Origin of the sequence: Saprospira grandis, from assembly GCF_027594745.1 — a bacterium.
Classification (GTDB): domain Bacteria; phylum Bacteroidota; class Bacteroidia; order Chitinophagales; family Saprospiraceae; genus Saprospira; species Saprospira grandis.
In genome coordinates, this window is the sequence record NZ_CP110854.1 from 3916796 (window position 1) to 3940133 (window position 23338).

12 protein-coding genes are annotated in these 23338 nt (G+C 46.4%); 6 read left to right on the forward strand and 6 right to left on the reverse strand.

Annotated elements, in window-relative coordinates:
• Window positions 1-6: 6 nt before the first annotated feature.
• Entirely contained in the window at window positions 7-2952 is a 2946-nt protein-coding gene (locus tag OP864_RS15485) for a type I restriction endonuclease subunit R (protein WP_270099055.1), read from the forward strand.
• 737 nt (window positions 2953-3689) lie between these two features.
• On the opposite strand, the gene OP864_RS15490 is transcribed toward OP864_RS15485, so the two are convergent.
• The 5 genes from OP864_RS15490 to OP864_RS15510 form a co-directional block, all read right to left on the reverse strand.
• Window positions 3690-5378 (reverse strand): DUF4407 domain-containing protein, encoded by a 1689-nt coding sequence (locus tag OP864_RS15490; protein ID WP_270099056.1) that lies wholly within the window; start codon window positions 5376-5378, stop codon window positions 3690-3692.
• Entirely contained in the window at window positions 5362-6939 is a 1578-nt protein-coding gene (locus OP864_RS15495) for a hypothetical protein (protein ID WP_270099057.1), read from the reverse strand. Before OP864_RS15495 ends, OP864_RS15490 begins: the two co-directional genes overlap by 17 nt.
• A gap of 2 nt (window positions 6940-6941) precedes the next feature.
• Window positions 6942-8315: a hypothetical protein gene (locus tag OP864_RS15500; protein WP_270099058.1), complete on the reverse strand. Its 1374-nt coding sequence runs from the start codon at window positions 8313-8315 to the stop codon at window positions 6942-6944.
• A gap of 975 nt (window positions 8316-9290) precedes the next feature.
• Window positions 9291-10589, reverse strand: a complete 1299-nt coding sequence (gene bioA / locus OP864_RS15505; RefSeq protein ID WP_270099059.1) for an adenosylmethionine--8-amino-7-oxononanoate transaminase — start codon at window positions 10587-10589, stop codon at window positions 9291-9293.
• Window positions 10590-10679: 90 nt separating this feature from the next.
• Entirely contained in the window at window positions 10680-11159 is a 480-nt protein-coding gene (locus OP864_RS15510; RefSeq protein WP_270099060.1) for a Dps family protein, read from the reverse strand.
• A gap of 941 nt (window positions 11160-12100) precedes the next feature.
• Between OP864_RS15510 and leuS the strand changes: the two genes are divergently transcribed.
• The 4 genes from leuS (at window position 12101) to OP864_RS15530 (ending at window position 18985) form a co-directional block, all read left to right on the forward strand.
• Window positions 12101-14920: a leucine--tRNA ligase gene (gene leuS / locus OP864_RS15515; RefSeq protein ID WP_270099061.1), complete on the forward strand. Its 2820-nt coding sequence runs from the start codon at window positions 12101-12103 to the stop codon at window positions 14918-14920.
• 397 nt (window positions 14921-15317) lie between these two features.
• Window positions 15318-15935 (forward strand): class I SAM-dependent methyltransferase, encoded by a 618-nt coding sequence (locus tag OP864_RS15520; protein ID WP_270099062.1) that lies wholly within the window; start codon window positions 15318-15320, stop codon window positions 15933-15935.
• A gap of 3 nt (window positions 15936-15938) precedes the next feature.
• Window positions 15939-16745, forward strand: a complete 807-nt coding sequence (locus OP864_RS15525) for an ABC transporter substrate-binding protein (RefSeq protein WP_270099063.1) — start codon at window positions 15939-15941, stop codon at window positions 16743-16745.
• A 197-nt stretch (window positions 16746-16942) separates the two neighbouring features.
• Window positions 16943-18985 carry a DUF3857 domain-containing protein gene (locus OP864_RS15530; RefSeq protein WP_270099064.1) on the forward strand — a complete coding sequence of 681 codons (2043 nt, stop codon included), beginning with the start codon at window positions 16943-16945 and terminating at the stop codon, window positions 18983-18985.
• A gap of 66 nt (window positions 18986-19051) precedes the next feature.
• Here the strand turns inward: OP864_RS15530 and OP864_RS15535 are convergent, their stop codons facing one another.
• Window positions 19052-22348 (reverse strand): AAA family ATPase, encoded by a 3297-nt coding sequence (locus tag OP864_RS15535; protein WP_270099065.1) that lies wholly within the window; start codon window positions 22346-22348, stop codon window positions 19052-19054.
• 519 nt (window positions 22349-22867) lie between these two features.
• On the opposite strand from OP864_RS15535, the gene OP864_RS15540 reads away from it, so the two are divergent.
• A complete protein-coding gene (locus tag OP864_RS15540) occupies window positions 22868-23329 on the forward strand; it encodes a hypothetical protein (RefSeq protein WP_270099066.1) in 462 nt (153 codons plus the stop codon).
• Window positions 23330-23338 lie beyond the last annotated feature (9 nt).

Below are 23338 nucleotides of genomic sequence, written 5' to 3' on the forward strand. Positions count from 1 at the left end.
ATCCCTATGCGAAAACCCACAGAATATAGATTTGAAGAGAAAATAGAATTGGCATTGAAGGCGCAGGGCTATCAGGCGAAAATGTATAGTGAATATGATCGGGAGCATTGTCAGCTTCGGGCGGATTTGCTTGGATTTATTCGGGACACGCAGCTGGAGGCCTATGAGCGTTTGGAGAAGCTATTGGGCGATAAGACCGAGGCGCATTTGAGCAAGTTGGTCCATGGACAGATTTTGAAGAGGGGATTGATAAATGTATTGCGCAGTGGGGTACAGACGAGAGGGGAAAGCTTTGCATTATTATATTTTCAGCCCAAGAGTGGGTTGAATCCGCTGCATCAGGCCTTATATGAGCAGAATCGTTTTACGGTAGTTCGGCAGTTGCATTATTCGAGTCGGAACAACAACTCCATAGACATGGTCTTGTTTCTGAATGGTTTGCCGATTGTGACGATGGAATTAAAAAACCAGTTTACGGGGCAGAGCATTGTTGATTCGGAGGCACAGTACAAGCGAGATCGGAAGCCCAAGGGGGAGCCCTTATTGCAGTTCAAGCGTTGTTTAGTTCATTTTTGTGTAGACAATGATCGGGTCTCCATGACGACTCGTTTGGCTGGGGAGGACAGTCGGTTTTTCCCCTATAACAAGGGGATAGAAAACCCCCAGCCATATAATGACTACAAGACGGCTTATTTGTGGGAGGAGGTATTATCGCCAGATAGTTTGCTAGACATATTGGAGAACTTTGTTCTTTTGGCGGTAGACAAAAAGGTAGAATGGTCGGATGAGTTACAGAAGGTCGTTGAAAAGAAAGAGGAGGCCTTAATTTTTCCGAGATATCATCAGTGGGAGTTAATTCGGCAGCTCAAGCAGAGCATCACTACAGAGGGGTTGGGGCAGAACTACCTCATACAGCACACGACGGGGGCGGGCAAGAGTTTTTCTATTGGGTGGTTGGCGCATGCCCTAACCTCCTTATATCGGTCTAAGGAAGACACTAGACGTATGTTTGATACGGTCTTGGTGGTAACGGATCGTCGGGTTTTAGACAATCAGTTGCAGCAGACCTTAAAGCAGTTGGAGCAAACGGAGGGGGTTGTACATCCTGTAGATTTGAATGCCAAGCAGCTCAAGGACTATTTGGAGAAGGGCAAAGATATTATTGTGACCACGGTGCAGAAGTTTCCCGTCATATCGAGTTCGATTAAAGCCTTGAGTGGGCGTAATTTTGCGGTCATTATCGATGAGGTACATTCGAGTCAGACGGGAGAGACGGCCAAGCATTTAAAAAAGTCTTTGAATGCGGACTTGATAGTGGATGAAGAAGGCTATCTGGACTATGAGGAGTTAATCAATAGAGAAATTACGGCTAGGGGGAGGCAACCCAATGTTTCTTTCTTTGGGTTTACGGGTACGCCCAAGAACAAGACCTTAGAGCTTTTTGGTCGGAAGAATGCGGCGGGGGAGTTTGAGCCCTTTCATAGTTATAGCATGAAGCAGTCGATCTATGAAGGCTTTACCTTAGATGTGTTGGAGCATTACACCAGCTACAAGCGCTACTTTAAGGTAGTTCAGACTGCAGCGGTAGATGAGGAATTGCCAGAGGCCAAGGCCATGAAGCAGCTTTTTGACTATGTGGACAGTCATGATGAAGTGATTCGGCAAAAGGTCAAGATCATTCTGCATCATTTTGTCAACAGAACGGCCAAGAAGATTGGGCAAAAAGCTAGGGGGATGTTGGTCTTGCGTTCGCGCAAGCATTGCGTTTTATTCTTTCTAGAGATGAAGCGGCAGATGAAGGCCATGGGCTTGCCCTATAGTTGTTTAGTGGCCTTTAGTGGGACGGTACATTTTGCGGAGGCCGATTATACAGAAAAGCAGCTCAATAGAGAAAATGGGATGGAGGGCAGCAGTATTCCAGCGGCCTTAAAAAACCCAAAGTTCAGGATATTGATTGTAGCCAGTAAGTTTCAGACGGGTTTTGATGAGCCCCTGATGCACTCCATGTATGTGGATAAGAAATTGAGTTCGGTGCAGGCCGTGCAAACCCTTTCTCGTTTGAACAGGACCAAAAAGGGGAAAACGGACACTTTTGTTTTAGACTTTATCAATGATCCAGAGGATATCGTCCATGCTTTTCAGCCCTACTACAAACAGACTAAGTTAGTGGGGGCTACGGATCCTGACAAGCTCTATGACATTCAGTATGATATATCGACCTATGATGTATTTACTACAGAAGAGGTAGAAGCTTTTTGCAAAGAGTTATTGAGAGAAAAGGCCACCGATGAGCGATTACAGCCTATTATCAATAGGGGGCTAGCGCGTTGGAAGGCCTTAGAGGGGGAAGTTCCGCAACAGGAGTTTAAGTCCAAGATACAGTCTTTCATTCGGCTCTATGCCTATATTTCGCAGATTATAGACTTTTCTGAGCCAGAATGGGAAAAGCTGTATTTATATTTGAGCTATCTCAATAAGAAGTTGCCCAAAAGGGCCAAGGAGCGGATCAATATCACGGAGGCTATTGATTTAAGCTCTTTGCGGATTAAGATGATGGGGGAGTCTAAGCTAGTATTAGAAGATCAGTTGGGTGAGTTATCTCCAATTTATGGAGGGGCTGAGGGTCCTGTCCAAGAAGAGCCGATGAGTTTGCTTTCGCATATTATCAAGAGAATCAATGAGGTTTACGGTATAGAGTTATCGAAGGAAGACGAATTGGACCTGAGGAACGTCTCTGACCGTCTATTTAGTAATGAGGAGTTGTTATCGGTAATGAATGGCAACAACTCGGAGGATGACAAAAAGACCTTTTTTGACAATCTATTGCGGGATGAGGTCACCGAGTATTATGGAGATCGTTTAGACTTCTATAAAAAGGTCATGAACAAGAAAATCTTTCCGATGATATTGGATGGTTTATATAGAGACTATCTAAAGCATCTGAAGGATTAGGGGCCTCCGCTGCGGCTTTGCCTTGCGGCGCTACGCTTTGGGGCTCGCAGGTCTGCTCGGCCCTTCGGCGGCTTTGCCGCCTCGGTCTGGCCTGACGGCCACCCCGTCGCATCGCTAGGCCGAATGGGGGTTCTGCGCTTCGGCCATCCTTTGATAAAAATTTCAGGCTAGTCAAGGCATGTTTTAAAGGCATAGCCGTAGCTATGGGGGAGAAAAATAACGTAGAATAGCAGGAAATTAAATCAAAGGATAGAAGTGGCAGGACTTTCATTTGGCCTCTGCCGTTTGGCCTTCGGCCAAGCTGTAGGTTAAAACCCACAGCCAATTAACGAATGCATTTTAATATGGTATGGAGGGTTGAAACCCTCCATAGATAAACAGCTTCTGGGCGGTTTAAATCATAAATGCGGTGGCTAAGAGGTCCGTTAAAAGAATGAGGGTTTCAACCCTCATACATATATCATTGCGAAGCAATACCGCTGTTGTATGGCTGTAGGTTTCAACCTACAGGTCCAGATAGCAGGCCCGAAGGGCCGCAGGCCTAGCGATGTGCAGCAGTGGCCGTCAGGCCAGACCGAGCCAGCGAAGCTGGCGAAGGGCCGAGCGAACAGCGAGCTGCGAAACGTAGCGCCTGCCGCAGGCAGGAGGCCCCAAAAAATAGCAGTGAGCTGAGAAAACCAGCCCCTGTAGGGGCGCCAGTTTGATGACCGAAGGGAGTAACGCCTCAAAAAACTAGTTTACAAATCTAAGCGTTTCTTTTGTTCTTGCATCCATTTTTTGACTTGGCTGCGGACAATCTCTAGATGTGCGTCTGAGATCTCCTTCATAATTTTCTTATTGTTCTCTACTTCTACATCTTTGCGGCTAAGGTTGACCGCTGCTTTAAGGCTAATTGCATCTTTTTGTTCTTGTGCTTGCAGTAGTTCTTCTCGGCTACTTAGGTAGCTTTGGGTACGCAGTTGTTTTTCACTTTCTTTGAGTACTTCTTCATCTAGTTTGCGGAGTAATTCAGCTTGATGTTTGAGGCTAGACTTTCGTTCTTCATGTAGCAGATGGACCTCTTCTTCTCTAAATTTCTTTTCTAGTTGAAGCAAGGCCAGTTTATCTTCAATAACCTGGTTAAAGTTTTCGGATTGAACGCTTAGTTTTTCGGCATGGGCCTTTAGGAGTCGGTCGTATTGGCCAAAAGGAATAAGCGTTTTTACTAGGACGGGGGCCAATTCTAGGGCGATAAATAAGAGCATAATAAAGTTGCTCACTAGTTCCATGTAGGGGTCTTCTTCCCGAACATCTTCTAGGGCCTTGATTTGCTGGCTGAGTGTTGGTTGGTCGTCAATAGCTTGTAATTGATTATTTCTGTTTTTGCTTTTTTCTTGAAAGCCTTTTATCTCGGCTTTTTTTTCAAGGATTTCCTTATCGAGTAGTTCTTTTTTAGTTAGGAATTTATTGTTGTGCTCTTTTTCTAGGGTTTGAATCTGCTCAGTGGTTTTATTGTACTTATTGTCTTGATCTATTTCGATAGCGTTTCTTCTATTTATAAGTTGTCGGATTTGTCTATTAAGGTCAGCTCTTCGGCTTCTATTTTCATCTGTGTAGCCCAATTGGTTACGTGCATATTCTGTATAGCGTATTTGGGTATTGACCTGATTGATTTGTTTTTCGAAGTATTTTGTTACTTCCTCTCTTTCGGTTCTGAGTTTAGGGAGAATAGGGGGCTCATTGGCCAGCATAGAATCTAGAATAGCTTGGCTTTTTGCTTCGAGCTTGGCTAGGTCGGCAATACCTTCTGCTTCTGATTGCTTGAGTTTTTGTTTGCGTTCAGCGGCTTTTTTATCAGCTTGTTCTAGCAGTTGGGCATTGATGGGGTTGCGGAAAATATAGATTTCTAGGGGTTTGGTAATGACCAAAGATATAATGAGGGTGAGTCCGATTCGGACAAGAAAGTTAAGGTTGAGCACTTGGCAAAGAATGGCGGGGAGTCTAAGTTCTTTATTCAAGAAAGCAATGCGCCAACCTTTTTCTAGGGGTTTGGTAGAGGTAACAATGAGTCGATCGAGGTTGAAGATAAGAATAGCCCAAATTAGGCCGCCTAAAAAAGTGATCCAAGAGCTGCCGCCAGCATTGATTCGTCCGATGGCAAAAGAGCCCGAAACGAAGGCTAAAACAGCCACCATAAAAACAGCTATGCCAATACCTAAGTAGCGTTCCCATTCATTTCTTGAGCATTGTTTTAGTACTGCTTTATCTACCCCTGCGCACCAAGTAAAAAAGTTATAGAATCCATTGATAAAGGGATTACTACTAAATGGAGGGGGGGGAGTTTTAGGGTTGTTTTGTCCTGTAGTATGCAGGGCATTAAGGAGTTGCTGCTGTTGTTGTTGTAGCTTATTGGCCGAGAAATCTAGTGGTTTATTGTTCTTGTTCATCTTGTTGCTCTTTGTCGAGGTTTAAAATTTGCTTTAGTCCTTCAGGTAATTGCCCCCATTCGGGCATTTGGGGTAATTCTAGTGTATTAAAATCTGGTTCAAACTGCGCTGTATTTGGAAAACTAGGCGCTACTAGTTCCTCCCAGTTTCCAGGAGGGCCTAATAAAGGCGACTGGGGTAGAGGAAGCTCAGATTTTATTCTGCTATTTAGTTTATCTAGCAGCTTTTTTTCTTCAGAAAGTGTGTTTCCCTGATGTCGTTCTTCAAAATGACTTTTTGTTTCCCCAAAGCTAAAGGCTTTCATTTCAGGGAGTCGCAATGCGGTTTTATAGCCTTGTAGCTGGAAGTCTGCGGGAATGGAGGTTTCGCTAAACTTAAAAAGCACAAAGGAGCTAATATTATCGGGGTAAGGAATAATGTGTTCCTGAAATTTAGGTTTAGGAACAGGCTGCAACTCAAAACGATATCGTTTCTTTAGCCCTAAGGGACTTTCTGCTACGATATAATAATGCTTGCTTTTTTCTGGGTGCAAGACAAATCTGCCCCAATGCTTACTGCTTTCTGCCAATAAGTGATTTGACTCTGTTTGGTAGAGTTTTACGGCCTTAATTCCTTCTCCAATCCAGTTGACCAAAAAGTGAAAGCCTAAGGGAATTACAAAGTGCCGAGGACTAACTTCTAAGGCGGCCTCTTTTCCTCCTCCTATATCTTGGTTTTGCATGCTAAAGCTCAAGGAGAGAGAAGGTCTAGCTAAAACCTTTAGCTCTAGCTGAGCAAGTATTTCTCCCCCCTCTTCTAGGGTAACTACTACATTTTGCTGCAGATTTTCAAGTAGTAAGCTATACTCAAAATCATTAGCTGTGAGTACTTTTAGCTCTTCCACTTTGTCTTCCGACTGCTCTGCTTTGTTCAAATATAAAGAGCGACTCTTATAGAGCTTAATACTGCGTAGGGCATATTGCTCTGGCCAATACCAATATAGCCGAACCGATTCGCCAATATATAGCTGTTTGCGGTCTGCTTTAAAGTAGCCCTCAAAAGAACGCTCTTCTGCAGGGCGCTCATTTGGTAGAATTGCCTTAGTATATCGCCTTAAGGATTTGAAGAGCGCAAAGTAGTCCTCTACTATAGACTGATCGTTAATCAAAAGCGCACTCTCTTGTTTAACGACTTCTAAATGATTAGACAAATCGCCTATAAATAGCTGCTTAAGGTCCAAAATGAGAAAGTTATGTGCTAAGGCTCCCTTTTCTCTATGTAAGTTTAGTTGATACTCGCCTAGATAGCCGCCCAACTCCCAAAATTTGTATAAAAATTCAGCCTCTTCAGCTTCTTCTTCTACCCATTCTAGATCTTCTTGGCCCAGATAAATTGGCCGGTCCTGAAAAAAAGAAGCATCAGGCAAGACAACCTCTACATAACATTCTCGCTCAAGGGCATCAAGTAACGCCTCTTGCAAATTAGGCGTTTGCAGATTACCTATGACCAAAAGAACAGCATCCTGGGCTTTTGCAATTTCTGCCACTAAAGCAGCCTCTGTCTGATTAAAAAATGCCTTCATGTTTAATGCTTAAGTAAATAATCTAGAAAACCAAGGAGTAGGATGAGCACAATGTAAATCAAAATAGCCATTGCTGGAGATAGAAAGGCTTCGGTCTTGGGGACCTGGGGCTTCGGTTCTCGGGGCTTCTCTTTTGAAGGTTTTTTTTCTGTACCCGAGGGCTTTGTCTCTTCACTGATAAGGGGACCTATCGGCTCTGCTTGTTCTACCCATACCTCTTGCAATGAAATAATCCGCTCTGTCATGCCGCCCGCATGCCAGACTCTAATCCTAACTTTATAATTTGCCCCAATTAGGCTTAATCTTAATGTAAAACTAAACTTATTTGCTTGCTTCTTGGCCAATAAAGAGGAAGGGTAGGGGGCTATGATATCTACCATAAGCTGACGAATTGTAGTCGCCGCTGATGAGGAGTTACTTAGAAGCCGTCCCTGAAAAAAAACTGACTTCCCCAGCAGAAGCTCTTGCTTACTTAGAGGAAGATTTGGTCGGTCAATAAGTATACGGTATACCGCTTCGGGATCTAGGCGGGGAGAAGTAGAGTATCCTCCCCCTCCAGTACCTCCTTTGCCTACAGGATTAGTCGGTAAATCCTTAATCAAAATTTCTTTGTAAATCTGGACCTTCCCATTGTAGTTACGCCCCTTGACCAAAAAATAATGTCGCCCCTTAGGAAGCCGAATGCTCAAACTGGCTTCTCCATGCTTCTTCTTTTGGGCGCTAAAGTTTAAGGGGATCGCTTTTTGCAAATTCTGGTTGTAAAACTGAATATTTTGAGCTGCTATGTTTCTATAGCCAAGCCTAAAATTAACAACCACATGAGAACTACCTCGCTTCAAGCTAAACAGCTCAGTCTTTGGGAATATCCAGAATAATTCCGCATACAAAATAGGGGGGTCTTCCGCCAAGTACCAGCGGTATAATGCCAATAATAAAAAGATTCGCTCATGGGGCGCTAGCTGCCGACTAATAATTTTTGACCAAATACTAATAGGCTCTAGATAAAGTAAAAAGCTAGAAAAAATTTGCCCAACCTGCTCCGCATAGCCTAATAGGTCTTCTTCTTCTTGACCTAAAACGCTGGCTAGAATATCTTCTATAGATATAGTGCTGAGTTTGGACCGAAAACGCTTGGGCAAAGGAGCCTCATAGATAATGCTATCAGCAGTTATGCCCCGCTCTTCAACAAGCTGAGCCAGCTGTAGACTAAAACTCGGATAACTCCAGTTCGTATCAGCACTTAAGGGTTGATCTAGGTCTATCTGCCGCCGCATTTCTTCTATCCATAGAAGCCTTAAATCACGATCTTCAGCAGCAGCTAGATAGTACCTTTGATCCGATTTCTCCGCCAAGAGAAATAAAAAGTTAGAGGACATAGGTCTTTGTGTTTAGGCCATAAAATTAAGATAATTTTACAAACTCATTTAAAATCACTAGCCCTAACTTAATTTACGTTCCTTTTTAATATCTATTTTTCTGGGGCCCGCGGCCAGCAAAGCTGGCCGCCGCTATGCTGCGGGGCTCACAGGGATGTTCGGCCCTTCGCTTTTCGCTGCGCTCAAAGCTCGGTCTGGCCTACGGCCACCCGCTCCGCAGCGCTGGGCCGATTGGCCTTCGGCCATGGCGGCAAAGCCGCCATCTGCAGCCTAAAGGCCGCAGCCATTCTTGTTGGGCTATCATCTTTCTCGCCGCAGTGGCTTAAAAGCCCCTGCTCCATTGGAGAAAGGTCGCAGCCATCCGATTTTCAGGACCTGCGGCTTTTAAGCTGCAGGCCATGGGGCCGAGATACAGGACCCTAGGGCCAAGGCCCTAGGCTAAGGGTAAAGTCGCCCCCTCCGTCGAGGGGGCTTTTTTGTGCTTCGGCCAATAGTTGTTTTAGGGAATAGCCATAACGGCAGATAAAAAGCGAACAAGGACTTTAGTCCGTCAGTTCGCTCAGTCAACAACCCTGGGCTTCAGCCCAGGGCAGTAAGTATAGACATTGTTTTTATCACTTAATTTTACTGCTAGCCAATCATTGTCTAGGGCCATGGGCTAAAGCCCATGCTTGCAGGTCTATGCAAACTAGCGGGCTAAAGCCCTTGTTTGCTTGCATTAGAAGACATTATGGGCCGATGGTTTTAACCATCGGCCCATTTTATTGCAGTTAGCATGGCCTCTTTTGTTGCTGTAGGTTTCAACCTACAGGCCCGTATTATACAGGACCCTAGGGTTGGCCGCAGGCCAAATCGGCCTAGGGGCCTGAAAGGGGGCGGCGCAGCCGCAGACCAAGGAGCCGAAGGCGACGCAGGGCCGAGCAGACCTGCGAGCCCTGCAAGGGCCCGGCCGCCAAAGGCGGCAGGCCCCAAAACCTACCCCCCAACAGCACTATCCAAAAGGGCCAAAATCCCCTCATGTACCTTGCCCATTTGCTCCTCAGTGATGCAGTAGGGCGGTAAAACATAGACCGTATTGCCCAAGGGGCGCAACAACAAGCCTCTCTGAATGAAAAACTGCCAAATCTCATCGCGGATGTTGTTGAAATAAGAGGTGGAGTCGGGCGTCTGTAAATCAAAGGCCCAAACTACCCCCTTCTGACGCATATTCGTCACTTTGGGGTGCCCAATGATCTGCTGCCCAAAGGCTTTATGCTGCTGCTCGATCCAGCGAATCTGCTCCCAGGTTTTTTCCGAATTGGTCAGCTCAAAGCTGGCCAAGGCCACCGCGCAGGCCAAGGGATTGCCCGTGCAGCTATGCCCATGAAAGAGGGTTTTGTATTTGTCATCGGACCAAAATGCCTGAAAAATTCTATCGCTGCAAGTAGTCGCGCCCAAGGCCATCGTGCCGCCCGTAAGGCCCTTCGATAAGCAAAAAATATCGGGATCATGAGCCAAAAAGTCACTGGCCCACCAGCTGCCCGTTCGACCAAAACCCACCATGACCTCATCGGCAATAATGAGAATATCTTCCGATTTGCAATTGGCCAAAAAGGGATCTAAGGCCGCAGCCTCATAGATCCGCATACCCGCCGAACCCTGTACCAAAGGCTCAAAGATAAATCCCGCAATTTCTCCCTGATGTTGGTCCAATAACTGCTCAAAAGCAGCCAAACTCTCGGCTTCTTGGCCCGGCAAAGGCGGCTCTACAAAAAGCACATCAAAAAGATAGGGGGCAAAAGGGGCCGAAAAAGCAGAGCGTCCCCCCACCGACATGGCCCCAAAGGTGTCGCCATGATAGGCCCCCTCAAAAGCAATGATCTTCGTTTTGGGGTTCCCGATGTTGTGCCAATACTGAAAACACATTTTTAGGCCCACCTCTACGGCGGTAGACCCATTGTCCGAAAAGAAGAAACGATCCTGATTATCAGGGAGTTTACTCAATACTTTTTCGGCAATTTGTACGGCGGGCTCATGCGTAAAATTGGCAAAAATGACATGCTCCAATTGCTCGGCCTGCTGCTTGAGGGCCGCGGCAAAATTGGGGTGGCTGTGCCCATGCAAATTCATCCACCAAGAGGCAATCGCATCAATGTATTCCTTGCCGTCCTCATCCCAGAGCAAAGCGCCCTTCCCTTTCGCAATCGCAATCGGCGCCTCGGCCGTTTTCATCTGTGTAAAAGGGTGCCAAACGACAGCTTGGTCTCTTTGGACCAAAGAACTTTTCTTTTGCATAAGATTCTTTTTTGTGAGCAAAATGTTGGGCGAAAAAAAAGCGCCCTGGCCAATCTGACCAGCGCGCTTAAGATATAAAACTATTTAGAACTAGCCCAAATAAGCATTATACATCCAAGCCAATTTCTCTTGCTCCCGAATATAGTCGCTCATCAAGGCATTAGTGCCCTCATCATTGGCCTCATCAGAAAGCCCAAGCAGCTCGCGTTCTAGCTCAATAATAACCGAAAAGGCCTTTAGTACATGGGCCAAACCCTCTTTTCCATCAGTCACATTGGTAATTTCTTCAATAGATGATTGCTCCAAATATTGGCTGTAGGCATGCAAAGGCTGCTGCCCCAAAGTCAAAATCCGCTCCGCAATTTCATCGATTTTGATCTGCAAATCGCTGTAAATTTCCTCAAATTTGGCGTGCAGCTCAAAAAAGTTATCGCCCTTGATGTTCCAATGAAATCCACGAGTATTGATGTACAACAATTGGTAATTTGCCAATAGTACGTTTAGTTTTTCAGCCAATTGCTGGCTCTCGGCATGGTCCAAACCAATGGTAGTTGTCTGTTTTTTCATCATTGTTCTTTTATGAGTTAATGCCCAATTATACAGAAAAAAAGAGGGATAATCAACCTTTCTAAGTGGTTTAGGACTTTCTTATTTTTTGGGGCCTCCGCTGCGGCCTGCGGCCTTGCGGCGCTACGGTCCGCAGCTCGCTGTTCGCTCGGCCCTGCGCAAAAAAACAAGTTTTTTGCTTGGTCTGCGGCTTCGCCGCACTGCTCCCCATCGCTAGGCCGCTCAGCTGTCTTTTTTTTTGGGGCCATCTTCTTCGGCGGTTGGGCAGTTTTGGGCCATGGGCTGAAGCCCATGCTTGTGGGGCTATGCAAACTGGCGGGCTAAAGCTGTAGGTTGAAACCTACAGCCAATTAACGAATGCATTTTAATCTAAAATGGAGGGTTAAAACCCTCCATAAATAAACAGCCTTCCTTCTATTAGAAGTCATTATGGGCCGATGGTTTTAACCTTCGGCTCATTTTTATTGCGTTTAGTATGGCCTCTTTTGTTGCTGTAGGTTTTAACCTACAGGTACCGAATATTATATAGGCCCCTGGAGGGAGCGGTGATAATGGGATATTGTCCCCGAAGGATGGCCGAAAAGTTAAATACATGAGGGTTTCAACCCTCATCTCATAAAAACATTGCGGAGCAATACCAACTGTTGTCTGGCTGTAGGTTTCAACCTACAGGCCCGTATAGCAGGCCCGAAGGGCCGCAGGCCTAGAGATGGATAGCAGGGCCGCCGCAGGCGGCAGACCAAAGCGCTGAAAGCGCTGCAGGGCCGAGCGAGCAGCGAGCTGCGACACAGCCCGGCCGCCGCAGGCGGCAGGCCCCCCAAAAAACAGATAAAGCAGCTTAAAATCCCTTCAGTTGAAACAGTTCTTTGAAAAACGCCAAAACTTGGCTAATTTGCAGCCTTAGATCGAATTCATTTTTAGTATCATTCAAGACAAGAAAAAAAATGGAATATAGGCCACAGGAGATCGAAGAAAAATGGAGATCCTATTGGAAAGAAAATAAGACCTACCAAACTCCCACTACTTCAGATAAGCCCAAGTATTATGTGCTCGATATGTTTCCCTATCCTTCTGGAGCAGGTTTGCATGTGGGCCACCCCCTAGGCTATATCGCTAGCGATATTTTTGCTCGTTATAAGCGCCTTTCGGGCTTTAATGTGCTGCACCCTATGGGTTATGATGCCTTTGGCCTACCCGCCGAACAATATGCCATCCAAACGGGCGTACATCCTGCGGTATCTACAGCCGAAAATGTGGGCCGCTATCGCCAACAGCTCGATAAATTGGGCTTTAGCTATGATTGGGACCGCTCGGTCAATACTTCTTCTCCTGAATACTATAAATGGACGCAGCAGATTTTTATCTGGTTGTTTGAGCATTATTATGATACCACTGCCGATAAGGCTTTGCCCATAACAGAACTCATCCGTCAGTTTGAGCAAGCTGGCTCAGAAGCCGTAGCAGCAGCCCATAGCCATGAAGAACATTTCTCTGCCGCCGATTGGCAGGGCTTTTCGGCCCAAGAAAAGGAAGAGGTCCTCATGAATTATCGCCTAGCTTACCGCAAAGTGGGCTATGTGAACTGGTGCGAGGAACTCGGAACCGTTTTGGCCAATGACGAAATTAAGGATGGCCGCTCGGAACGCGGAGGCTTTCCCGTGGTCCAAAAACCCATGATGCAATGGGCTTTGCGCATTACCGCCTATGCCCAACGCCTACTCGATGGCCTAGATACGGTAGACTTTTCAGAGGCGCTCAAAACACAGCAGCGCAACTGGATCGGCCGCTCTGAAGGGGCCGAGCTCTTCTTCCTGACCGAAAATGAAGAGGATAAAATCGAGGTCTTTACCACCCGCCCCGATACCCTTTTTGGGGTGAGCTTTATGGTGCTCGCTCCCGAGCATGAGTTGGTCCAAAAACTAACCACTGCCGAACAAAAAGAAGAAATTGATGCTTACCTACACTATGTAGAAGGCCGCTCGGAACGTGACCGTATGATGGATGTAAAAACCATTAGCGGCGCCTTTACGGGCAGTTATGCCATTCATCCATTTACGGGCAAAAAAGTGCCGATCTGGATCAGTGAATACGTTTTGGCAGGTTATGGCACCGGCGCTATCATGGCCGTTCCTTCAGATGATGAACGAGATCAGCGTTTTGCCCAGCATTTTGGCCTAGATATCTTGCCCGTAGTCGATCAATCCGATTACCCCAATGCAGAAATGGGCCAAAAAATCGGCAAACTAATCAATAGCGATTTCTTGAATGGCCTAGAGGTTAAAGCCGCTATTCCCAAAGCTATCGAAAAGCTAGAGGCCCTAAATATTGGCCAGCGCAAAGTGAATTTCCGCTTGCATGATGCTAACTTTAGCCGCCAACGCTATTGGGGCGAGCCTTTTCCCATCTCTTATGATGCAGAGGGCCTCACGCAAGTAGAAACCGCCTTGCCCGTAGAATTGCCCGAGCTAGATAACTTCCAACCTACAGCCGATGGACATTCTCCTTTGGCCCGAGTGGAGTCTTGGGTAAACACTCCCGAAGGACGCAAAAGAGAAACCGATACCATGCCTGGTTTTGCTGGCTCTAGCTGGTATTTCCTCCGCTATATGGACCCCAAAAATGAAAATGCTCCCTTCTCTGAAGAAGCCGTAAATTATTGGCAGGATGTCGATCTTTACCTCGGTGGAGCAGAACATGCCGTGGGCCATTTGATGTATTCTCGCTTTTGGCATAAGTTCCTTTACGATTTGGGCAAAGTGCCCACGCAAGAGCCCTACAAAAAACTGGTCAATCAAGGCATGATCCAAGGGATCATCGAGCAGATTTATATGCTCAAAGAAAAGAATGAAGCTGGCCAAACGGTCTTTGTTTCTGCCGACCGCATTGCCGAATATGGTGGTGAGGAGGCTTTTGCCCTTTTGCCTGTGCATATCGATTTTGTGAGCAATTATGGCCAAGAAGATTCTCATTTGACGGCAGAAGGGGTGGCTAAATTCCTGGAATGGCGCCCCAGCTATGCCAATGCCGAGTTTATCTATAATGAAGCGGGACAGCTAATGACGGATAGCGAAATTGGCAAGATGTCTAAGCGCTATTATAATGTGGTCAATCCCGATGATATGGTGGCCCTTTACGGTAGCGACTGTTTCCGCCTCTACGAAATGTTCCTCGGTCCCTTGGAAGACTCTAAGCCTTGGAACACGAGCGGAATTTCTGGTGTGGCCAAATTTCTCCGTCGCCTTTGGTTGTTGTTCTACAGCCCAGAAGGGGAGTGGTTGGTCCAAAAAGAAACGCCTACGGCCAAAGAACGCAAGGCTTTGCACCATTGCATCAAGCAAGTGCAGCATGGGCTCGAAAGCTTCTCGCTCAATACCTGCGTTTCCGATTTCATGAAGCTCAGCAATGAGTTGCGCGATCTCAACTGCCATAAGGCCGAAATTCTAGAGGGTTTTGTTTTGTTGCTCGCTCCCTTTGCCCCGCATCTCGCCGAAGAACTTTGGCAGGCTTTGGGCCATCAGGAGTCGGTCTTCAAAACGGGGGCTTTCCCCAGCTTTAATCCCGCCTATTTGGTGGAGGACAGCATCGTTTATCCCGTTTGTGTCAATGGGAAAAAGCGGGCGGCTATCGAGCTAGCCAATGGCTTGGCCCAAGAGGCCATCAAGGAGCAAGCCTTGGCCCTAGAAGATATTCAAAAATGGATTGAAGGAAAGACGATCCGCAAGGTGATTGTTGTGCCCAAGCGCATGGTCAATATTGTGGTTTAAGTTTTGTTTAAGGTCTCCAAGTTTGCGAATTTGGAGACCTTTCTGTTTTTTAGGGGCCTCAGCTGCGGCTTCGCCTTGCTGCGCTACCTTGCGCAGCTCGCTGTTCGCTCGGCCCTGCGCGGGCTTTGCCCGCTTGGTCTGGCCTGACGGCCACTGCTCCACATCGCTAGGCCATAACTGTAGGTTGAAACCTACAGCAAAAATGCTATTGCTTCGCAATGATATATGTCTGAGGGTTGAAACCCTCAGGAATTTAACTTTTTGGCCCTCCTTTGATAAATGGAAGGCAGAATAGCAGGAAATTAAAGCAAGGAATAGAAGTGACAGGGCTTCTATTTTGCCTGCAGCACGTAAAAAAAATTAGAACTCAAAAAAGCCCCTCCCAAAAAAAAGAAAGATGAAAGAATTTTGGAACCAGCGTTATGGCGCTGAAGATTTTGCTTATGGCCGTCGGCCCAATCGTTATTTTGCTGCTCATTTACATGATCTAGCGCCCGGAAAAATTCTCCTCATTGCCGAGGGGGAAGGCCGAAACGCTATTTTTGCCGCTCAAAATGGCTGGGATGTTTGCGCCTGCGACCTCAGTGAGGAGGGCCAACAAAAAGCCTTGGCTTGGGCCAAAAAAGAGGGCTTAGATTTGCGCTATGATTTAGGCGATTTTGGGGCCTTGGATTATCCCAAAGAAAGCTTTGATGCTTTGGGTTTGGTCTATGCGCATTTTCCGCCTCATCTCAAGGCCGATTATCTGCGCAAAGCGGCCGACCTCATTAAGCCTGGGGGGCTTTTGCTCTTAGAGGGCTTTGCTAAGGGACATACCGTCTATCAAGAAAAAAATCCGGCCGTAGGTGGTCCAAAAAATGTAGAAATGCTCTTTGATAAAGAAGAAATGCTCGAAATTTTCTCTGATTTTGAGTTCTCTATTCTCAAAGAGGAGGTGGTAGAACTGCAAGAAGGGCTATATCATAATGGAGAGGCCGAAGTCTTGCGCATTATGGCCCAGAAAAAAGAAAACTAAAACATGCCGATTTATATCGACCAAATGGGCCGCTCTGTAAGAATTGCAGAGCGGCCTCAACGTATTATATCGCTGGTCCCTTCTCAGACAGAATGGCTGGCCGATTTGGGTTTGGAGCAGGAAGTCATTGCTTTGACCAAATTTTGTATTCATCCTCATTCTTGGTGGCGAGAAAAAGAGCGGATTGGCGGGACCAAAAGCTTGGACCTAGACAAAATCAGAAGTCTTCAGCCAGATTTAATTATTGCCAACAAAGAGGAAAACACAAAGGCAGAAATAGAACTTTTGGCCCAAGAATTTCCAGTTTGGATTTCGGATATCGCCAATTTGCCGCAGGCCCTAGAAATGATGCGGGCTTTGGGCCAAATTACGGGCCAAGCCCAGCGGGCCGAAAGCCTTTTGGCCCCTTTTGAAGAGGCCTTGGCGGCTTATCAGGCGCCTGCAGCTAATTTGTCGGTGGCCTATTTTATTTGGCGGCAGCCCTGGATGCTGGCCGCAGGCCAAACCTTTATAGACGAAATGCTCAATTGGGCGGGATTTAAAAATGTCCTGGGGCATTTGGCCCGTTATCCCAGTCTATCGCTAAAGGAATTGGAGCAAGAAAAAATTGATTTGATTTTCTTATCTTCGGAGCCCTATCCCTTTAAGGAAAAACATATCGCCGAGCTAAAAGAAATTTGGCCCAATAGCCAGATCCTTTTGGTAGATGGCGAGATTTTTTCTTGGTATGGTTCTCGTCTTTTTAAGGCCCCAGATTATTGTCGGGCGCTATGGAAAAGAATCGTGGCGGCAGGGAAGTTGGGCGGCTAGCCGCCCTTGGCCCGCAGGGCCAAAACGGCTGAGGGATGGACAGCAGTGGCCCAAAGGGCCAGACCCAGCCGCCTTTGGCGGCGCAGGGCCGAGCGAATAGCGAGCTGCGAAACAGCCCGACCCGAGCCGATAGGCGAGGGGCAGCCCCAAAAGAAAAAAAATAATCAGTTTATCAACAGCTAATTGGATTTAACGCTATGAAAAACAGAAAGTATCCCCTTTTACTCTTGTCTTTTGCGCTATTGGGCGCCAACAGCCTGATGGGGCAAACCTTTAGTGAGTATGATTGGGGGGGCGAGATGCCCAAAGCGGGGGAAATTCCCGCAGAAATGCAGCAGGAAGATGCCGTAATTCTGAAAAGCTCGACCTATAGTAGCAATGAGTTTTCGGGGACCTTCCCTTATATCGAGCAGCTGGCCAACTACAAAGAATACCAGCATATTAAGTTCTTAAAAGCCGAGGCCACAGAGGATTATGAGCATCTGATTATTCCCAAATTTAAGGGCCGAATTGGCGATTTTGTGCAGATGAAATATGTGGATGTGCGCATTCGCAGAAAAGATGGCAGTGTAGAGGACCTGGTCATTCGGGACTTGGAGCAGCCCAAATTTGAGGAAGATGATGAGTTGTATGAGACGCAAAAAAATGCATATATCTATAAATTGCCCAAGCTAGAGCCGGGCGATGAAATGGAGCAAATTACGGTGATTGAGTCGAAATTTCCGGACCAAGGGCGAATTGTTACCTTATATAAGGACTACCCTGTATTGGAAAGTGAATTTAAGATTTCTGTTCCGACCTCAGTGGGCTTGAAAGGGCAGATTTATAATGGGATGCCTGCGGTAGACATTAAGGAAAGAGGCGAGCAGCGCTTTTATACTTGGAAAATGAACAACCTAAAAGCGGTACCAGAGGCCAATAGTTCGGGGACCATTTTTACGACCGAGCTAGAGCATTTTGTCTACGAGCTAGACTTTTCGGCCTTGCGTTCGGACCGCAGCATGAAGGTGAACAACTTTAGCGACCTTTTGCGTCAGTATAGCACGGACTTTATGGATGTGCGTATTCGTTCGAAGAAGAAAGTGCGCAAATTTTATGAAACCCTTTTTGCAGAAGGCGCCAAAACCTTTAAGAAGTCGGCAGAAGAACTAAGCGTAGTCGAAAAGGCCTATTTGATGAACAACTTTGTGGTTAAGGAGCTACAATTGGTGGGTCGCCTTAAGGACTTTGAAGAAAGTGAGGGCATTGATTATTTCTTGACCAATAAGAAAGCGGACTTTAGCAGTTTACTTTGTATTTACCGCGACTTTTTTGAGCGCCATAATATCGAGTTCTATTTTGGTATTGGCAAAAGCCGATTTAATGGACCTTTTGATAAGGACTATCCTTCGGCCACGCAGATTAGCTCTTACCTCTTTGTCTTTAAGGATGAAAATGGTTCGCTCTTTACCATTACGCCCACAGGAGGCTTGAATGAATTGCCTGCAGAACTGCAGAACACCAGCTGTTTCATGCTCGATCTCAATGATAAAAAGGCTAGTTTGCAATCAATCAACTTTAATGATGCCGTTTTAAAGGACAGCAAAAACAACAGCCGCAAGCGCCGTTTGCAACTGACCGTAGCCAAAAACGGAGATGCTGTCATCAAGGGCGATCTCAAGCTTTCGGGTTTGTTTTCTGGTCAACGCAGCAACTGGGTAGCCGCCAATAAAGAAGGGCAAGATAGTTTGAAACTGGCTTTAGAGCGTAGCCTAAGCAGCCGTTTTGATGACCGTGAAGTAAGCGTAAAATCGGTAGAAATCAAGCAATTGAACATTGTACAGCCCTATGCTTTCTCATTGGTCTATGAAGCCGAAGTAAAAGGTCTTTTTGAAGAAAAAGAGGGTAAAATCTCGCTCAAGCTCAAAGACTGGTTGGGCCATAGCATTCGCTGGGTCAGCAATGCCGACAAGCGTACCTTAGATTATCACAACCGCTTTTTGGGCCAAGATGAAGAAGAAATCTTCTTGGTTTTTGACTCGCCTAGAAAGGTGGAAGAAATTAAAAGCCTAACGGCCAAAAAAGAGAATGATCAAGCTACTTATAGCCTAAAAGTGAGCCAAATGCAGCCCAATGTGGTGCGCATCAACTCTAGCTATAGCGTCAAGCAATTGGACCTTAAGCCCGAAGAGGCAAAAAAGCAACAAGAGATCAATAAACTTTGGGATGAATTGACCGACAAACGCATTTACCTCAAGTAAGCTCAGCAAATTGAGCAAAATAGTAAGGGCGGCTCCTCAGATGAGGAGCCGCCCTTTTCTTTGGCCTTAAATATAAAGTTGTTTATCAGAGGGATCTAGCGCAATATAGAGCAAGACGGCTAGTTCTTCTGGACTAATTTGGGCCTGATTGGTATAGGCCGTTCGCAGATCGGTTAGGGTAGAGCGGGCCTGTTCTTCGCCCATCCAAATATCGTACAAGCGAATAATTTCGAGGGGGCTACTGCTTAGGGGCTCTTCCTGAAACTGAATCCGCAGGCGAATGGGGAGGGCCGTTTGTTGGGGCCGATAGAAGAGGTGGTAGCCCTCTTCTTTTTTGAACAAATCATAGAGGGCATAGCCTTCTACCCAAATCTTTTGAGGCTGCATCCGATAATTGAGGTCCAAATACTCTAAAAGGCGAGCATAATTGGTCTGCAAATAATCAATTTCTTTTTGTCCTTGGCCCTCAATAGCCGACTCAAAATGCAGGCAGATCGCATCGGTTTCCTCCTGCAGCGCTAGGCGGCAAGCCATACTCAAATAAGTGACCTTAAGCAACTGCTGCAAATAAAGCGATTGGCTGCGGTCAAATTGATCGGGAGCATTTTGGTAGACATAGCGAAGTTCGGCCAAGGCGGCATCTTCAAAAACGGCCTCTTGCTTGAGCTGTTCCTGACTAGCGGCTGCTTTTTGGTAGAGTAGGCTTCGGGTACCACTATTTTTTAAGCGCAGAGGCGTTACCTCCAGACTGAGGCTCTTAAATTCGAGGAGCAGGTGCTGTAGGCCTTCCTTGCTTTGTTCTAACTGCTCTTTGAGCTGAAAGAAATGCCATTGTTCCTGAGCGGGTTGGCTGCTATAAAAGTGGCTTTCCTCTTCTTGGCTCTCTCGGAGCAGGCCTTGCATCTGTTCTACCTTTCGGAGCAAATCTTTATAGGCATAAGGCCCTTTTTGCTGCTGCATATTGGGTAGGCCGCTTTGCTCTAAACGCTGAATAAAGCGCAGTTCTTCGATGCGGGCCTGTAGTTTATCCTCCTTGAGCTGGATATCGAAAATAACGGGTTGTTCTCCGGTTGTTTTCAGTAGTTCTTCGGCGGTAAAGGCCGTTAGGTCTCGTTCAATTTGTCTTTTGAGGGCGCGTCCCCCCATTCGTTTGCTATAGCCCCTATTGGCCACCCACTCTAGGGCGGCCGCCGAAATATTGAGGATACTAGTTCTTCGAACAAAGCCATCTCTACTGAGTAGCTGCTTAATTTGCAGCTGAGCAATTTGTAGAATATGCGGCAGTTCTAGGCTATTAAAGATCACGATTTCCTCAATGCGATTGATGAGCTCTGGACGGAAGAAATTCTCTACGGCTCGGCGATAAATAGCGGCTTGCTCATCGGGACTATTGCCAAAGCCCAGGCGGCGGTCCAAATCTTCGGCCCCAATATTCGAGGTCATGATGATAATGGTATTGCTAAAGTCTATCGGGCGACCTAGGGCATCGCTCAGGCGGCCATCGTCCAAAATTTGTAGCAGCAGGTCGTGCACTAGGGGGTGAGCCTTTTCGATCTCATCAAAAAGCAAAATGCCAAAGGGATTATAGCGAAGTTTTGCGCCCAATTGTCCCTCGGGTTGGTTGTAGCTGCCCAACAATCGGCTGCTGGCATTATAGTCATTATACTCATTCATATCAAAGCGAATGAGTTGTTTGGGGTCTCCGGTCAAATAATCGCAAATGACCTTGGCGGCCTCGGTTTTTCCTACGCCAGTGGGGCCAATAAAGAGGAAGGAGGCCAGCGGGCGGTTGGGGTTTTGCAATTTGGCCTTGAGCAAATGAATCAATTGGCTGAGCCGCTCCACGGCCTGTTCTTGTCCAATCAAGCGGGCCGAAATATTTTTACGCAATTCCTCGGCCTCTAGCTGATAGTTATCGTCTAGAATAGGCGAGGCCAAGCCCGTATACTCCTTAAATTCTTCCTGTACTTCTTCTACATCAATACTTTGGCCCTGTAGTTTTCGGGCCAGTTGCCGCATCATTTTGGCCACACTACCCGGCAGGGCTCTTTTCTTAAAGTAGTTATGATGGATATTGAGCATCTGCTGTAGAGCAGGCACACTAATGCTACAAGCTTCTTGCAACTCGAGCTCTTTGCGCAGGCCCAAAAGCATGCGGGCGGCCTCCTCCTCCTTGGCGGCGGGAATCCGTTTGAGCTGAAACAGTTCGGTAAATCGACGGTCTTTTTCTTGCAAAAGCTTCCATTCCTCCGAGCTAGCAATCAAGATGAGCTGAAAGGCCTGCTGCTCTAGATAGGGCTTGAGCAAATCGGCCAAGGTCATGCTATTTTGGGCCGTTTTTCCAATTCGGACCAAAGCCAAAGGGTTGTCAATAACGAGTTTATGGCTCAGTTGCTTATTGCGATAGCCTTTGGGCGAGCGCAGTTCCTCCACAATGGCCTCCATTCGCTTTTGCCACATACCCACAATGCTCATTCCCGAAATCACTCGGATGGGATCGAGCCGCCAGATGATTTCTTCCTCCTCGGGCAGCTCTTCTTCGCCTTTTTGCATATAGCGGTAGACCATCTCTTCAATTAGGCTGTGCCGCCCCACACCGGCCTCACCAATGAGGACCAAAGGCTGGTTGTTGGGTCCATACACCAAGGGGTAAAGCTCTTTTATCAGCTCTTCTCGCTCAAAGGCGCGTTGCAATTCACTAGGGTAAAAGTTGTTGAGGTTGCGCCCCAAACGCTCTAGTTCATCGGCGCCATCAAAGGAAGTAGGAGCCTGAAAAAAGGCCATCATATCACTGCCTGCAGTCGCTTCAAAAGAGAAATCTCCCTGCTCTAAGCTAATGCGCATTTGTAGTTCTTGCACAAACTCAGAACGCTGCAAACAAAACTGCTGCAACTCCTCCAAACTGCTGCCTTCTTCCAGCTCCATCAACAACAATTCCTCAATCACTTCTTTTGTTTGGGCCAAAATATCAGAGGGCTTTTGCCGCTCTGCATCCACCAAAAAACAATAGGACTGAAAACTGGGCAGACAAACAATGCCCTGCTCCTGCAACTGAAAATAAAGGATGTGAAAACGCCCCTGAAAGAGCTGCTCTTTCTCTAACAGAAACTTGAGCTGCGGCTTGAAGGATTGCATCTTTGGCGAAAAACGAAACCAAAAAAGCTGCTCCATATTGTCTCTGCGCAACTTGAAATCTCTAAAATAGGCCCGCAACTCTTTTCTAAATTGCTGAAGCGCAGCTTCATAACGACGATCGGTGGCAATGGGCGATTGGAAAAATAGCGGGCGAATATAATATTGCCAGCGCTCATCTACCTTAATATTTTGGACCAAAATAGGCAGTTGCAGCTGTACAGAGGACATAAATTTTACTGGTTTTAGTTTAAGCTTAGCAAGCTAAGGAATCTAAACTGTTTGGGCAAAGGCCTCCGCATATATTTAAGGCGCAGTTTGCTTTTTTATTTTTTTTGGGGCGTTACTCCTTTCAGTCGTCGAACTGCGGCCAAAGGCCTTGTTGTCGCAGCAAAGCTGCGGCGCTACTTTTCGCAGCTCGCTGTTCGCTCGGCCCTGCGGCGGCTTTGCCGCCTTGGTCTGGCCTACGGCCACTGCTGCACATCGGTTACTCCCGTTGGTCGTCGAACTGCGCCCTAAAGGGCTTGTTGTGGCCGCTCAACTTTAGTTTTTTCTCAGGGCCTTTTTCTTCGGCCCTTAATTTTAGGAGGGTCCAAAACCTTTGGTCCAGCTCAGCCGTCACTCTGGTCCTCCTATTGGTCGTCGAACTGTGCCTTAAAGGGGGTATTGTCGCTGTTCGAAGGTTCCCATTATAAGAAGTAATTTAGTGACAGTTATCTTTGTTTTTATTGGATCTAAAAAAGAAGTGAGTTGTTATTTTTGTTGTTTTTTTTGCTGCGGGATAGCTACGGACAATTTATTATCAAGCATAATATTTCTATTGCTGAGCGTTTATTGCTCATCTTGAGTATTATTCCGCATGCTGAGCCTTTTTATTTGACTGAGGCGCTGGCACATTTAAAGGCGGCCACAAATGATTTGGAGACCAAAGTTCTTTTTGTGCGTTATGACACGCCTAAATTTTTAGAATTTGCGCTTTTTCGTGACCCCAATTTGGGCTATTATTTACCAACGGGCAATACTTTTTTGTATTTACTCTTTGGGCAAGATATAAAGAGTCGTTTGGCCTATAGCCATTTACTTAAAAATAGTCATCCTTTTTATCAGCAGAAGATTTTGCACAAACAGGCTTTGAAGGGAGCGGCAGTTTTTGGTAGTGAATTACTATTGGCTGATATTTCTTTTTATGAAAGTTTGTTGAACAATAAATAGTTGAAGAAA